Annotated in this window: 9 protein-coding genes; 8 read left to right on the top strand and 1 reads right to left on the bottom strand. The window is 34.5% G+C overall.

From position 1 onward, the window contains the following. Nucleotides 1-78 precede the first annotated feature (78 nt). Nucleotides 79-1131: an alkane 1-monooxygenase gene (locus tag DK508_RS17325; RefSeq protein ID WP_109302048.1), complete on the bottom strand. Its 1053-nt coding sequence runs from the start codon at nt 1129-1131 to the stop codon at nt 79-81. An 86-nt stretch (nt 1132-1217) separates the two neighbouring features. Between DK508_RS17325 and DK508_RS17320 the strand changes: the two genes are divergently transcribed. The 8 genes from DK508_RS17320 (at nt 1218) to DK508_RS17285 (ending at nt 15485) form a co-directional block, all read left to right on the top strand. Further along, on the top strand, nt 1218-4610 hold the full coding sequence (locus DK508_RS17320) for a DUF4175 family protein (protein WP_235016430.1): 3393 nt from the start codon (nt 1218-1220) through the stop codon (nt 4608-4610). Continuing rightward, on the top strand, nt 4603-5022 hold the full coding sequence (gene ybeY, locus DK508_RS17315) for an rRNA maturation RNase YbeY (protein WP_109302047.1): 420 nt from the start codon (nt 4603-4605) through the stop codon (nt 5020-5022). Before DK508_RS17320 ends, ybeY begins: the two co-directional genes overlap by 8 nt. An 85-nt stretch (nt 5023-5107) precedes the next feature. Further along, nucleotides 5108-6979: a tRNA uridine-5-carboxymethylaminomethyl(34) synthesis enzyme MnmG gene (gene mnmG / locus DK508_RS17310; RefSeq protein ID WP_109302046.1), complete on the top strand. Its 1872-nt coding sequence runs from the start codon at nt 5108-5110 to the stop codon at nt 6977-6979. Beyond that, entirely contained in the window at nt 6979-7458 is a 480-nt protein-coding gene (locus DK508_RS17305; protein WP_109302045.1) for a hypothetical protein, read from the top strand. The genes mnmG and DK508_RS17305 overlap by 1 nt, the downstream gene beginning before the upstream one ends. Nucleotides 7459-7690: 232 nt before the next feature. Further along, nucleotides 7691-8542, top strand: coding sequence for a bifunctional 2-polyprenyl-6-hydroxyphenol methylase/3-demethylubiquinol 3-O-methyltransferase UbiG (locus tag DK508_RS17300; RefSeq protein WP_109302044.1), 852 nt, complete (start codon nt 7691-7693; stop codon nt 8540-8542). Between the two features lie 229 nt (nt 8543-8771). Then, nucleotides 8772-9302: an OmpH family outer membrane protein gene (locus DK508_RS17295; RefSeq protein ID WP_109302043.1), complete on the top strand. Its 531-nt coding sequence runs from the start codon at nt 8772-8774 to the stop codon at nt 9300-9302. A gap of 566 nt (nt 9303-9868) precedes the next feature. Next, on the top strand, nt 9869-11908 hold the full coding sequence (locus DK508_RS17290; RefSeq protein WP_109302042.1) for a gliding motility-associated C-terminal domain-containing protein: 2040 nt from the start codon (nt 9869-9871) through the stop codon (nt 11906-11908). A 4-nt stretch (nt 11909-11912) separates the two neighbouring features. Then, on the top strand, nt 11913-15485 hold the full coding sequence (locus DK508_RS17285) for a PorP/SprF family type IX secretion system membrane protein (protein ID WP_109302041.1): 3573 nt from the start codon (nt 11913-11915) through the stop codon (nt 15483-15485). Nucleotides 15486-15502: the final 17 nt, after the last annotated feature.

Below are 15502 nucleotides of genomic sequence, written 5' to 3'. Positions count from 1 at the left end.
TCCGTTTAATAAGGAAATAATCTACAGCAAAGATACAATCTTAAAGATGCTATAAAAACGTTTTTTTGTCTATATAGTTTATTTGTTTTGCACTTCTGTTTTCATGTCTAATGGTACTCTCTTATTCATTATTAGAAACCATATAGGAGGAAAAAGAGATAGAACCATAGATGTAGGATATCCAAAGGGTAATTGGGGACTTTGGTCATGATGGTCTAATAATTGGTATTTTTTTGAAGCACGATGATGGTGATCACTATGCCTTGTTAATTCATAAAGCATAATTCTTCCGAGGGTGTGATTCGAGTTCCAAGAATGAATTTCTCTTACACGTTCATATCTACCAGAAGGTAATTTGGTTCTTCTTAGTCCGTAGTGCTCAATATAATTAATCGTTTCTAAAAGAAGAAAACCAACCATACCACTAAGTAAAGCAACCTGTAGGCCATAAACTCCAAAGAATAAAGTTATAATTACAAAATAAAAACTCGTAAAAACGTGGTACCAGAGCATATCATTTTTTGTCGAGAAGAATATTTTTTTTTCTTTTTTAAGTAGAGCACTTTGTATTTTCCAAGCACTAACGTATTGACCGATTGTTGAAGTAATCCAGAAAAAATAAACGGGCTGATTGTATTTTGCAGTTGCAGGATCTTCTTTGGTCGCAACTTTAAAATGGTGCCCAAAATTATGTTCTATAAAAAAGTGCATATACAAAGAAGGAAGTAGTAACGCTTTTCCTATAAATCGTTCATAAGTCTGTCGATGACCTAGTTCGTGACCCACATTGATACCATTACTACCTAATACAATTCCTGTAGAAATAATGACTCCAACAAGCTCATAAGTTACCAAGGTCGATGAGGTAATTACATATAGAGTAATAAATACAATAAGGTAGATTAAAGGTAGGTTGAGATAAAGCATCCAGTCAAACATCCTTTTTTTGGCGCGGTTTTGTTTTTGATCTTCTGTATAGTTTTTGGTTGATGAATGTGTAAATAGCTCAATTATCGGTATAAAACCAAATGCGTAGATAGGCGTCAAATAAGTGAAAACACCCTGAAACCAAAGACCTATTAAGGCACAAATAGGAATAGTATATGCACAAAGGTATTTGAGATCTTTCATAAGTAACTAATCACTAAGGGGTTGAATTATCATAAATATAACAATTCTATTAAAAATAAAATTGTAGTTTTAAAAGTTATTGAAATATGAAGATTAGTGGTATGGATAATTTTGAGCTTATAAAGAACAAGTTAGAGGTGTTTATTAAGAAATTTTACCTCAATGATTTGATAAAAGGAACCATTCTTTTTTTTGCAATCGGGGTCTTGTATTTTTTGATGACCGTGTTAATTGAAAATTATTTGTGGCTTAGTTCAACAGGGAGAACAATATTGTTTTGGCTATTTGTTGTTGTCGAGCTAGCATTATTTATTAGATTGATAGCTATTCCTATTGCAAGGCTATTTCGACTCGCCGGTGGAATAGATTTTAAAGTGGCTTCGAATATTATAGGCGATCATTTCCCCGAGGTAGATGATAAGTTGTTAAATCTATTACAACTTAGTGAAGACAAGAATGACTCAACATTATTGTTGGCTAGTATAGAACAAAAATCAAAGGAGCTTAGACCTGTACCGTTTACCTTGGCAATCAATTTAAAAAAGAACATAAAGTATTTTAAGTATGCGGCGATCCCTATAACTATATTTTTAGTTCTTTTTGCTGTGAATAAAACGAATTGGATTTCGGACAGTTATAAAAGAGTCGTAAACTATAAGGAGGCATATGAACCGCCTGCGCCTTTTCAATTTTTTATCGTTAATGAAGAATTAATGGCTTTCGAAAGTAAAGATTATGTTTTAAAGGTTAGGGTAAGTGGGGATATTATTCCCGAAATTGCTACAATTGAATATAATGATGAAGTGTATTTTTTGAAAAATACGGGCGTAGGAGAATTTGAGTACACTTTTGTACAGGTAAGAGAGTCGATAGAATTTTTTGTTTCTGCTAATAATATTAGCACAATACCGTATAGATTATCTGTTGTTCCAATACCAGCATTATTAGATTTTGAGATGAAATTGGATTATCCGGGTTATACGCTTAAGAAGGATGAAACACTTAAAAGCTCTGGAAATGCAACAGTACCAGAAGGAACAAAAATAACATGGGTTGTAAACACTAGAAATACGGATAAGGTAGACATTAGAACAAAGGACACAATTCATTCCCTCTTAAAAAACAAAGATAAATTTGAATATGAAAAGAGAATATATAGTAACCTCGATTATGAAATAACGACTTCAAACAATAACGTGAGTAATTACGATAACCTCTCTTTTAACCTTAGTGTGATTAAGGATCAATATCCTGAACTGAATCTCAAATCTGAAAGGGATACTGTGGACAATACAACGGTTTATTTTTTTGGTAGAATTAGTGATGATTATGGTTTGAAAAACTTGAGATTGGTGTATTACAATGTAGAGCAACCCACAAAAAGAAACATTGATGACATAGAGATTAATCACACAGTGTTTGATGAGTTTATTTATGATTTTCCTGGAGAGTTAAATTTGATAGATGGAGCCGATTATGAGTTTTATTTTGAGGTGTTTGATAATGATGCCATTCATAATTATAAAAGAACAAAGAGCCAGGTCTTTAATTTTAGAAAACTAACAGAAAAAGAAAGAGAAGAAAAATTACTACAACAGCAAAATGAAGCTATCTCTGGATTAAATAAATCTCTGGATAAATTTAAAGAACAGGAGGAGGAGCTTAAAAGTCTAAGTAAAACCCAAAAAGAGAAGAAAAGACTTGATTTTAATGATAAGAAAAAGTTAGATGATTTTCTTAAAAGACAAAAACTTCAGGAAAAGATGATGCAAGATTTTTCTCAGAAGTTGAAAGATAATTTGGATCAGTTTGAAAAGAAAAACGAAGAAGAACCATTCAAGGATGCTCTTAAAGAAAGATTAGAAAGAAATGAGGAGAAGTTAAAAAAGAACGAAAAACTTTTGGAAGAAATTGAGCGCCTCGCCGATAAGATTCAAAAAGAAGAATTAACCAAAAAGCTTGAAGAATTAGGAAAAGAAAACAAAAATTTAAAAAAGAATTTGGAACAGCTTTTAGAATTGACCAAGCGATATTATGTGATTGAGAAACATGAAAAGATGGTTCAAAAATTGGATGACCTTTCAGATAAACAAGAAGAATTATCAAAAGAAAATGAAGAAGAGAATACAAAAGAGAAACAGGATAAATTGAATGAAGAGTTTGAAGAGTTTCAAAAGGAAATGGATGAATTGAGAAAGGCCAATGACGACCTAAAAAAGCCAATGAAATTGGATCAAAAAAAGGAAGATGAAAAGGAGATAAATGATGAGCAAAAAAAGGCTAGTGAAAATCTAGATGAAAATAAAAAATCAGAAGCAAAGAAGAATCAAAAGAGTGCAGCTCAAAAAATGAAACAAATGAGTAACACTATGAGAATGCAAATGCAGATGGCAGGAGGAGAACAACAACAAGAGGATATGCAAATGCTTAGGCAAGTATTGGACAATCTCGTTGATTTTTCTATAGAGCAAGAAGGTCTAATGAAAAACTTTAAAGGTATAGATATAGATAATCCTATATACTCGGATAGGTTAAAAAGGCAAAGTGTACTCAGAGAAAATTTCATTCATATAGATGATAGTTTATATGCTTTGGCTTTACGAACCCCGCAAATCACTGAAGACGTTACTCAAAAATTAACGGATATAGAGTTTAATATTGATAAGTCACTTTCTAGATTAGCCCAGAATCAGGTTGTACAAGGAACGGCTAACCAACAATACACAGTTACAGGCTCTAATGATCTCGCTTATTTATTAAGCAGAACGCTGGATCAAATGCAAGATAGTATGTCCGCAGCGGGCAAAGGAAAGAGTGGAGAAAATGAATTTCAATTACCTGATATAATTAAAAAACAGCAAGAGCTTAATGAACAAATGCAGAAAGGAAATGAAAAGGGTAAGAAAAAAGGCCAGCAAAAAGGCGAACAAAATAAAGGTGAGAATGGAGAAAATAAAGATGGAAACTCTGGCGAAAATGGGGAGAAGGATAGTGGCAAGAAAGGCAAAAAGAAAAATGGTGGAAACCAAAATGGAGAGGGCGAATCACAACAACAACGAGAAGATCTTAATGGAGAGTTGTATGAGATATATAAGCAACAACAAGAACTTAGAAATGCGCTTCAGGATAAAATAGATAAAGAAGGATTAAAGGAAGGTGTGGGTAGTGATCTGTTAAAAAGAATGGAAGAGGTAGAACAAGAATTGTTAGAAAGAGGGTTTAATGACAGAACCTTAAGTAAGATGATGGATCTGAAACATCAACTTTTGAAACTAGATGAGGCAAGTTTTGAGCAAGGTAAGGAGGAGAAAAGAGAAAGTAAGACCAATCAAACACAGTATGATAATCAAAGTCAAACACGTTTAGAAAAAGCGAAACAATATTTCAATACTACAGAGATATTAAATAGACAAGTATTACCTTTGCGGCAAAATTACAAACAAAAGGTACAGGAGTATTTTAGCAAAGACAATGATTAATTTCTTTTACGAAACAAATATAGTTAAGCCAGATGAGTCAAGTGTTCAGTCGTGGTTAAATAGAGTTGTAGACTCTGAGAGTAAAACTATTGGTGAGATCAATTTTATATTTTGTGATGATGAATATTTGTTAAAGATCAATCAGGACTTTTTAAACCACGATACGTTTACGGATATAATAAGTTTTGATAATACTTTAGGGAACGAACTTAATGGTGATATTTTTATATCGCATGAAAGAGTTATAGAGAACGCAAGTGTGTTTAAGGTTGATGAGCATGAAGAGTTAAGAAGGGTTATTGTACACGGTGTTTTACACTTTTGTGGATATAAGGACAAGACGGATGAAGAGAGTGATTTGATGAGAACAAAAGAGAACGAGAAGTTGTTAATGTTCCACGTGGAACAGTAGGGTTTTTGGTGTGATTTGTTCCACGTGGAACAAATGTAGTATAGAGATATTATAATGTTCCACGTGGAACAAGGAAAAGAAAATTATGTTTAATACAGAGTATGATGTGATTGTTGTGGGTGCTGGTCACGCCGGAAGTGAAGCTGCGGCGTCAGCCGCAAATTTAGGTTGTAGCACTTTGCTTGTTACAATGAACTTGCAGAACATAGCGCAAATGAGTTGCAACCCTGCCATGGGAGGAATCGCAAAAGGACAAATAGTAAGAGAGATTGATGCTCTTGGTGGATACAGTGGTATTGTGAGTGATCGTACAGCGATCCAGTTCAAAATGTTGAATAAATCAAAAGGACCCGCAATGTGGAGTCCAAGAGTTCAAAGTGATCGTATGCGTTTTGCAGAGGAGTGGAGATTGCTTTTGGAGCAAACTCCAAACCTTGATTTTTATCAAGAAATGGTTAGCGGATTGTTGGTCGAGAATGGAAAAGTTTGCGGCATAAAGACATCACTTGGTATTGAGGTTAGATCAAAAACAGTAGTGCTTACTAATGGAACTTTTTTAAATGGATTGATTCATATTGGGGATAAACAATTTGGTGGAGGAAGAGCTGGCGAAAGAGCGGCTACAGGAATCACCGAAGAGTTAATTAATTTTGGTTTCGAAGCTGGAAGAATGAAGACAGGTACACCTCCCAGAGTAGATGGTAGATCTTTGGATTATTCTAAGATGACAGAACAACCAGGAGATGAACGTCCGGAAAAATTTAGTTACACGAATCTAACAAAACCATTAGCAGAACAAAGATCATGTCATATGACATATACAAGCACAGAGGTGCATGATTTGTTACGTGAAGGGTTTGATCGTTCGCCAATGTTTAATGGTAGAATAAAAAGTATAGGGCCAAGATATTGCCCTTCTATTGAGGATAAAATAAACAGATTTGCCGATAAAGATAGACATCAGCTTTTTGTCGAACCAGAGGGTTGGAACACAGTAGAGGTTTATGTAAATGGATTTTCGACATCGCTGCCCGAAGATGTACAATTTAAAGCGCTTAGATCTGTAGTTGGTTTTGAGAATGTGAAATTTTTTAGACCAGGATACGCTATCGAATATGATTATTTTCCGCCTACACAATTAACACACACTTTGGAGACAAAGTTGATTTCAGGTTTGTTTTTTGCGGGTCAAATAAATGGAACAACAGGATACGAAGAAGCGGCATCCCAGGGTTTGATGGCAGGTATTAATGCGGCTCTAAAAGTAAAAGAACAAGAACCTTTTATTATAAAGCGAAGCGAAGCTTATATTGGAGTTTTGATTGATGATCTAATTACCAAGGGAACAGAAGAACCGTATCGAATGTTTACATCTCGAGCAGAATACAGAACATTATTAAGACAGGATAATGCAGATTTTAGATTAACACCGAAGTCACACGAAATAGGTTTGGCTTCAGATGAGCGAATGAAGAGAATGGAAGAGAAGGAGAAAAAATCTTCTGCTTTCGTTCAGTTTTTTAAAGACACCAGTGTGTCTGCCGAAGAAGCAAATCCTGTGTTGGAATCAAAAAACTCTTCTTTAGTGAAACAAAGTGGAAAGATGTTTAAATTGTTTTCTCGACCACAAATTGAATTGAAGGACATAAAGAATTTTGAAAAGGTCAAAGCGTATATAGAAGAACACAACCTAGACAGAGAGATTTTGGAACAAACAGAGATTCAGGTTAAATATTCAGGTTATATTGAAAAAGAGAAAAACAATGCAGATAAACTTAACCGTTTAGAAGAGGTTAAAATTCCAGAGAATTTTGATTATACAAAACTAAAGTCATTATCGTTTGAAGCTTGTGAGAAAATGTCCAAAATTAGACCAGCTACAATTTCGCAAGCATCAAGAATTAGTGGCGTTTCTCCAAGTGACATTTCGGTACTCTTAGTTTATATGGGAAGGTAATGAGTTATGTAATTTGTAAACAAGAAAAGGCTCTAAAAGGAAAAATTGTGACGAGTATTGTTTTGCTTTTTTCATTTCTATTTTTGTTTAACCAAACTGAACCTTTCTTACCACGATTAATTTTGTTTATAATAACATTGTTAATTTTTGGTTTTTCAACGTCGTATAAAATATCTAGTGATTTTAATAATCAGAAGTTGTTTTCCTTTTTTGGTCTTTCTCTCTTTTCGATTAAACTCGATTTGGATTTCCCAGATTATATTTCTGTTTTTTCTGCTTCTTTTAGTCTGAATAACGATTGGAGTACTGTAAGCGCATTAGGAACCAAAGAAAGGCATAACAAAGTTGTAGTTCGTTTTTTTAAAGGAAACAAAAACGTTACTGTGTATAAAACCAATAAATATCAGGAAGCTGTAGAAAAGGCAAATGAACTTCGTACGTTATTAAATGTTGAGGTTCATAATATGATAAATGAATAGTTCCACGTGGAACAAAAGTAAAGACTTCTTGCCTTTTAGTTTTGAAAACACACAAATGCTTTTTGCAAATGAACAAGAGTTTGTGATAGATAGTAGGATCACAAAAATTCTCTTAATACATTCAAAAGAATAGAACAATGAATTTCTGATCTTTTAAATCAAAATATGTTTTGAAAAAGATTTGATTAGAAATACTTTTGTGCACGAACACAAAATGCGCTCAATAATAAAGATGAACATAAAACAGGAGTTAGAGTTTTTTATAACCTGCAAAGATCACAGTGTATCGGGAGAGGAGTTTCAATTATTGCATGACCCAATTTATGACCTGTTGATTACTACTCCAAAACCTGAAGAGGATCGTTTAGGGAAATATTATGAGAGCGAGGACTATATTTCTCACACAGATGCAAAACGCTCTTTTTTTGAAAAACTATATCATTTAGTAAAAGAATATTCTCTTAATAAAAAAGTAAAACTGATTTCTAAACTTAATCATCAGCCAGGTAGACTTTTGGATATTGGTGCAGGAACTGGTGATTTTTTGGTTAATGCAAAAAAATCAGGATGGACTGTGTTAGGAACCGAACCTAATGAGCAAGCAAAAAAATTAGCCGAAAATAAAGGAATCAACTTAGAAAGGACAACCTTAGATTTTAAGGATAAAACTTTTGATGTGATCACAATGTGGCACGTACTAGAACATGTGCCTAATGTAGAAAATCAGATTAGAGAAATTAAACGTCTTCTTAAACCAAATGGATACGTCATCATTGCAGTTCCTAATTTTAAATCTTATGATGCGCTGTATTATAAATCATTTTGGGCGGCTTACGATGTTCCTAGACATCTTTGGCATTTTTCTAAAACTACAATTCAAAAACTTTTTGGAGAACAACAGATAGAACTTCAAAATATCCAGCCTATGTATTTTGATTCGTTTTATGTTTCTCTATTATCAGAAAAATACAAAAATGGAAAAATGAATTTTCTTAATGCATTTTGGATAGGTTTATGTTCAAATCTAAAAGGAAAACGTTCGAAGGAGTTTTCTTCTCATATATATATACTTCAAAACAAATAATTTCGATTTTTGACTGTTTTTAATGCAATTTGAATGGTTTTATTATAGAATGACATTGCTTTTTTATTAAACCTTCTTAAAAGCGTTTATTTTAATTCATTTTTAATAGTTTTTTTATATCGCAATGGTTGATATTATTGTTTTTTCTTATAGTTTTGTTTTTTGCAGAAATATAATGGATAACATCAATTGAACTTTGATATTTTTGCGCTGAACTAAATTTTGAAACATGAAAAAATTTTTATGGATTGCAAGCGCAGTTTTAATTTTAACGTCGTGCAATCAGCAGGTTGAAAAAACTGGTTATGTAAATAACACCAAAGTAGTTTCTGATTTTAAAGAAATGAAGACTGCACAAGAAAAATGGACAAAGCGTAATAATGAAGTACGAGCAGAACTTGAGGAAAAAGCGAAGCAATTTCAGATAGAGGTGCAAGGATTTCAAAATATTGCAAATTCAATGTCTAAATCTAATAGAGAAAAGAAGCAACAAGAATTAATGGTTAAGCAACAAGGATTGCAAAGAGAACAGCAAGCCAAAATGCAAGAAATCCAAAAAGGAAGCCAACAAGAAATAGATTCTATAATTGGTAAAGTAAAAGACTTTATTAAAGATTATGGAAAGAAAAATGGGTACACATACATTTATGGGGATACTGAAGTAAGTAATATTTTATATGGTAAAGAAGAACTAGATATTACCGAAAAAGTAATTATAGAATTAAACGGAGGAGACACGATTTCTGAAACAAAAGAGTAGTGTTTTATAACCTTTTTTAGAAACTCCATTTGGATAAATTCCGGATGGAGTTTTTTTGATTTTAAAACAGAAATATAAGTGAGAATTTTAACCGTTATTGAAGACAAAATTTAACATTTTTAACCGAAAATTTTGGCAACAATTTTTACACTTAATCGAAAAAAAATACCATTTTCTCAGTGTTTATGTCCCACTAAAAACCAAGAAAAGAGACGGATTTTGATGTTTTTTTACCCATATTCTATCAATTTGATCGCTAAATTTGGGGAAATTTTAGTATTTGTTTAAGGCACATAACTCTTTTTTTTATTCACACAATAGCTTGATTAACAAAATTTTACGTATATTAAAAAGTTATTTATAAGCAATTTGTATTTAATTGATATGGTGCGGTACACCACTAGTCAGAAAATTATTACAAAAAAAATTAAAATTTTAGTTTGATATAACTATTTAATTTATAATTTTATGTCTTGGTAAAAAATATATTAACAATATTATTAACAAGCGCCCCAAATCGCTGAGTTGATATAAGTATATCCACCCAATAATTTAAGTGTGATATCATGAAAAGTAAACTTAACCTCATATTGATCGTCAGTGCATTATTGTTCATTAATTTTAATGAACTTATTGCCCAAAGGACTATTGGCGCACCTGTGCTTCAGGATTTTGCGGCTTGTGCTGATATTACGTTCAATTCTTTTACGGTCATTGCCGAACTTAATCCGGGAGATCCACTTCCTTCCGATAATGAGTTTATTCTTCAACTTTCTGACCCAAACGGTAGTTTTGATGACCCTAATGAAATACAAGAACTGGCAAGAGTCGTGGGGCCAAATAATGGTTCTGGATCCACTCTAGAAATTCAATTTACCGATTTTGCAATACCACAAAATGCGAATAGTGATACTTATAAATTAAGAGTTATATCTACAACAGATCCGGTAATTATTAGTGAATTATCTGATGATACTGCGATGCATTTTTTTAGAAATGATTTGGATTTATTCCTTAACGAACGGGAAGATGTTATTTTTTGTAATGTAAGTACATTTACCAAAACGCTGACTATTAGGTTAGAAGATCTTGATGATAATGCTGTACCAGCAGATACATTTGAATGGGAATGGTTTAAAGATGGCGCGCTCATTGTGGGAGAATCAAGTCCCAGTCTCGTCGTCAACGATGTCGGTAGATATTTTGCCAGGATCCCCTTGGGTAACTGTCAAAACTTTTTCACCTTCGAAGAAACCAATAGAGTAGACGTATCTTTAATAGATGTGTCTTCGGTGTTTATAGAAACCCCTGCTCCCGATTTTTCTTTTTGCCCTAATGAAATTAAAGTTTTAAACTCTAGTGAACAAAGCTCTGCATTTGATTATCAATGGATCAAAGACGGTGTAGATATTGATGGCGAAATAAGCCCCACTATCACATTACCGGATAATGAATTTGCAGGAGATTATGAGGTGCGAGTTACTTTTAGTGAGGATTGTGAACTTGTGGCGGGTCCTGTAACGGTTGTAAACGAAGGATCGTCGATTACACAAGCTTTACCAGAAAATTTAATCCTACTACCAACACAAATAATCGATCTAGAAATTATGACTGATGCTCCAGACGGGAGTACAGTACGATGGTTTGTAGAAACTAGTTTACAAAGTCAAACTCTCTTATCTGGTGGAACTTCGTCTTTTGAGGCTCAGTTTGTGGGTAGGTATCGAGTAGAAATCGATGCACTTGACCCTTGTAATAGTTTTTTATTCTCAGAAACAGAATTATTTGCACCTACCGGATTTGATATTGTAATCGGTACGGAAGATGAAAATGCCTGTGCTGCTGAAACGTTTACTTTAGAGCTGTTAGAAATGACAGGTCAAACCGTAGGTGGTTTAGATGTTCCCTTAACCGAAGAACAATTAACATTTTTTGATTTCGAATGGTTTAGAAATGGAGTTTCTACAGGAGACACTACTACATCGATAGAGGTTTCAAGTTCAGATATTGATGCAGTATATACGCTTATGGCTGATTTAAGGACAGGAGAATTTACTGGTATTACCTCTAATGATCTCGCTGTATCACTTATACCACAAGGAACAGTTATTTTGGCCGACCCGCTTGTACTTACAGAGGGAGAATCGGTAACACTTTCGGTGCCTCAAAATGATGCATATACATATCAATGGTCTAGGATAGTAGATGGTGAGAATATAGTATTAGATGGTGAAACCAATAATACATTAATAGTAACAGAACAAGGAGAGTATTTTGTAACAATAACATCTGCAATATGTGAGGTTATTGTGCCTCCGATTAGTATAGGAACCCAAGGTATAACAGAGATTATCCCTAACGTAATTACGCCTAATGGCGATAATGTTAATGATAATTGGTTCTTGCCTGCATCTTTGGTAAACCAACAAGATGTAGAGGTCACTATCTATAATAGAAATGGTCAAGTTGATTTTATGGGTGTTAGTTATCAAAACAACTGGCCCTTTGAAAACTCAAAATCTTCGGGTCAAGACCCGATATATTATTACATAATAACGAAAAACAATTCCGTGCTCAGAAAAGGCTCGATAACGGTAATGAGATAATTTTATGGTCAGAAAATTACTATTATTAATATTATGTCTATCCATTAACTTTGTTAAGGGACAAGAGGAAGAAACTGCCGTTTTCGGAGTACTTCCAACAGACATTCCTACCCATAATTTAGTAAAATATAATCGATTCTACTTTAACCCTACCTTTTCTTTGGTTCGCGAGAATAAGAGATCTATTAATGCGTATAATAAAACACAATGGGCCGGATTTAATGACAATCCTCAAACGTATCTTATTAATTATACCGCAAACTTTGATGAGAAAACAGGAGTTGGTATTGGTTTACATCAACAAAACGAAGGGATCTATAGGTATTTTGGAGGAATTGCCAATTTTGCATACAACATAGAACTTAACAGAGATATGAATTTTACCTTTGGTTTAAACCTTGCTTTTTCACAAAGTGGGATTAAATCCAATATAGATTCTGCCACTAGTATTGTCTTAAATAATGGGGTTCAAGTTAGTGACCCAACAATTCTTAATTTCGAAAACAGTTCTGTTTTTACCCTATCACCAGGAGTAAACTTCAATTACGAAGAGTTTGATGTGGGGGTTTCTGTTGCAAATCTTGCAGCATACAACCTTAGCGGAAGTGAGTTATTAACCGACAACATGGCGTTTACTGGCCATGTAATGTATACAACAAGTTTAGAAAGACGTTCTGATAAAACTATTAGAGGTATGGCTTATGCTAATATGCTAACCAATACCGATGGAGGATCTGATGAAGAATCACAATCAGATTCAAGCCTTAGATATGGTGGTAATGTTATTGTGGAGTTGCCAGAGTTAGGATGGGCGCAAGCAGGATATAATAGTTTTTATGGCGCTTCCGTAGGTATAGGAGGTAATATTACTTCAAACGTTTCTATAGGATATACCTATGAAATGGGACTAGGAGATACTGGTGATTTTGGATCTACACATGAAGTAGGACTGGCTTATAATTTCGCTAGAGAAAAACCAAGAAGAGGAAGTAAATCAAAAACGGGAACACAAAAGGCATACGAAGCTAGAGATTCTGAAATTAGAAGATTAAAAAGGGAAATTCTTGAACAAAATAAGATCATAAGAGAGTTGCAGGATGAGAATGGTGAGGTTCAAAGCCAAGAACAAAGAGCAATGAGTGAGCTGGAGAGATCTATTGCCGAGGCAAAAGATAAAGAAGCTAGAGCCGCTAGAGAACTTGAATTACAACGAGAAGAAGAAGTAAAACTACTAAATAAACAAGCTGAAGAATTAGCTGCGCAGAAGAAGTTAGAGCTTGAAATGGCTGAACAGAAAGCCGAAGAAGAGCGATTAGCTGCGGAAAAGAATTTAGAACGCGAAGTAAACGAGCAGAAAGCTGAAGAAGAGCGATTAGCTGCACAAAAAGAGTTACAACGTGAAGTAACAGAGCAAGAAACAGAAGAAGCCCGTATAGCTGAAGAAGAAGCTGCTAGAGAAGCCGAAGCAGCAGAACAACAAGCTGTGGAAGAAGCTAGACTGGCTGAAGAGCAGAAGAAGGCCGATGAAGCCGAAGCTGTACGTCTTGCTGAAGAAGAAAAACAACGACAAGAAGCTGAGACAATACGTTTGGCTGAAGAGCAACAACGTCAAACCGATGAAGCTAATAAAATCCAAGAATTAATAGCTCAGACAAGAGAAATAATTTCTAGTGGAGATTTAGCTGCATTGCAAAATCAGTTGACAATCATACAAGCTAGTAACATTCTACCACAAGCCGATGTAAGTGGTTTATCAGGAGAGCTTAATGCTAAAATTGCTGAAAAACAACAAGCTCAAGCTGCAGAAACTGCACGTTTGGCTGAAGAAGAACGTCAAGCCGAAGAGCAACGTAGACTTCAGGAGTTAGTAAGAACAACAAGAGAGGTTATTACCGACGGAGATGCAGATTCGTTACGAAGCCAAGCAGATCTTGTAAGAGCTAGCCAGTTTATACCAAACGAAGAAAAAGAAGCTCTTTTGGCTGAAATTGATGCTAAGATTAATGAAAAAGAAGCAGAAGCTACAAGACTAGCTGAAGAAGAGCGATTAAGACAAGAAGCTGCAGAAGCTGCACGATTAGCTGAAGAGCAACGTCAAGCCGAAGAACAGCGTAGTATCCAGGAATTAATTACTCAAACAAGAGAGATTATCACCAATGGAGATTTAGCTGCATTGAGAAATCAATTAGGTATTATACAGGCAAGTAATATTCTTCCAGAAGCTGATGTAAGTGGCTTGGCAGGAGAGCTTAATGCTAAGATTGCCGAAAAAGAAGTAGAAGCGACAAGATTAGCTGAAGAAGAGCGATTAAGACAAGAAGCTGCAGAAGCTGCACGATTAGCTGAAGAGCAACGTCAAGCTGAAGAACAGCGTAGCATCCAAGAATTGATTACTCAAACAAGAGAAATCATTACTAATGGAGATGTAGCTGCATTAAGAAATCAATTAGGTATTGTGCAATCGAGTGATATTCTTCCAGAGGCTGATGTAAGTGGTTTGGTAGGAGAGCTTAATGCTAAGATCGCGGAAAAAGAGCAGGAAGCTGCTAGAATAGCAGAAGAGCAAAGATTAGCTCAAGAGGCAGAAGCCGCTCGTCTTGCAGAGGAGCAAAGATTAGCTGCTGAGGCTGAAGCTGCTCGTTTGGCTGAAGAAGAGAGAAAAAGACAGGAAGCTGCCGCCGCTGCCGCTGCTGTACCAGAAGAAAATGAAGAGGGCTTAGAAGAAATTAAGAAAGAGTTAGATAATAATACTCGAATATCTAGTAAGATATTTGCAAAAAGAGATTCGTTATTGACAACTAGTCTAAATGTGGATAAGCGTGATTTCAGTAAACTTTTGGAGTCGCTTGTAAACATGGATGATGATGCTACAGAAGCTAAAGATGCTGATCCAGCAAGTTCTAAACGACTTACTGCCAACAATAGATTTGTAAAGTTTGCCGATGCTACAAGACCAGAAGCACAATTTGCAACCAAGTTTATCCCTGGTTATCCTGAAGGATATTACCTGATTGGTAATGTGTTTAAAGGAGGTACTTATGCAGATAAGTTTACGAGTACTTTGAAAGATTTAGGATTTAATGATTCACAGATTATTTTGAATCCTGAGAATAATTTCCAATATGTGGCTATCGAAAGTTACACAGACAAGGATGAAGCGGCCCGCAAGTATCTAAGTAATATTGATAATAGGTATTATGGAGACATGTGGATACTGCATATTGCAAAAAGTAGAGTTGAATCGTTTAAGAGACTATTACAAGAAACGCGTTTGATAACAGATACTGTTAAAGATGATACAGTATTAACAGAGAATTTATCCTATATAGGAGGACATAATATTGAAAACGGATACTACTTGATTACGAACATTTTCAAGAGAGAGAATTATTTCGAAAGAGGTATGGAGAAATTGAGATCGCAAGGTCTTGAACCCCAATATTTCAGAAATCCGAAAGACAATTATATCTATGTATACTTGAAGAGATTTGACGGTCTCGATCAAGCAAAACAGAGCTTGTTCTCTAATGTAGATAATACGTATGGTGGAGATCTGTATATTTTAAAGATACAGTAGATGCACGATTAATTAGA

It is taken from the genome of Aquimarina sp. AU474, from assembly GCF_900312815.1.
Classification (GTDB): Bacteria; Bacteroidota; Bacteroidia; order Flavobacteriales; family Flavobacteriaceae; genus Aquimarina.
Note: the sequence above shows the minus strand (reverse complement) of the source record. Positions and strands in the feature narration are given on the sequence as shown.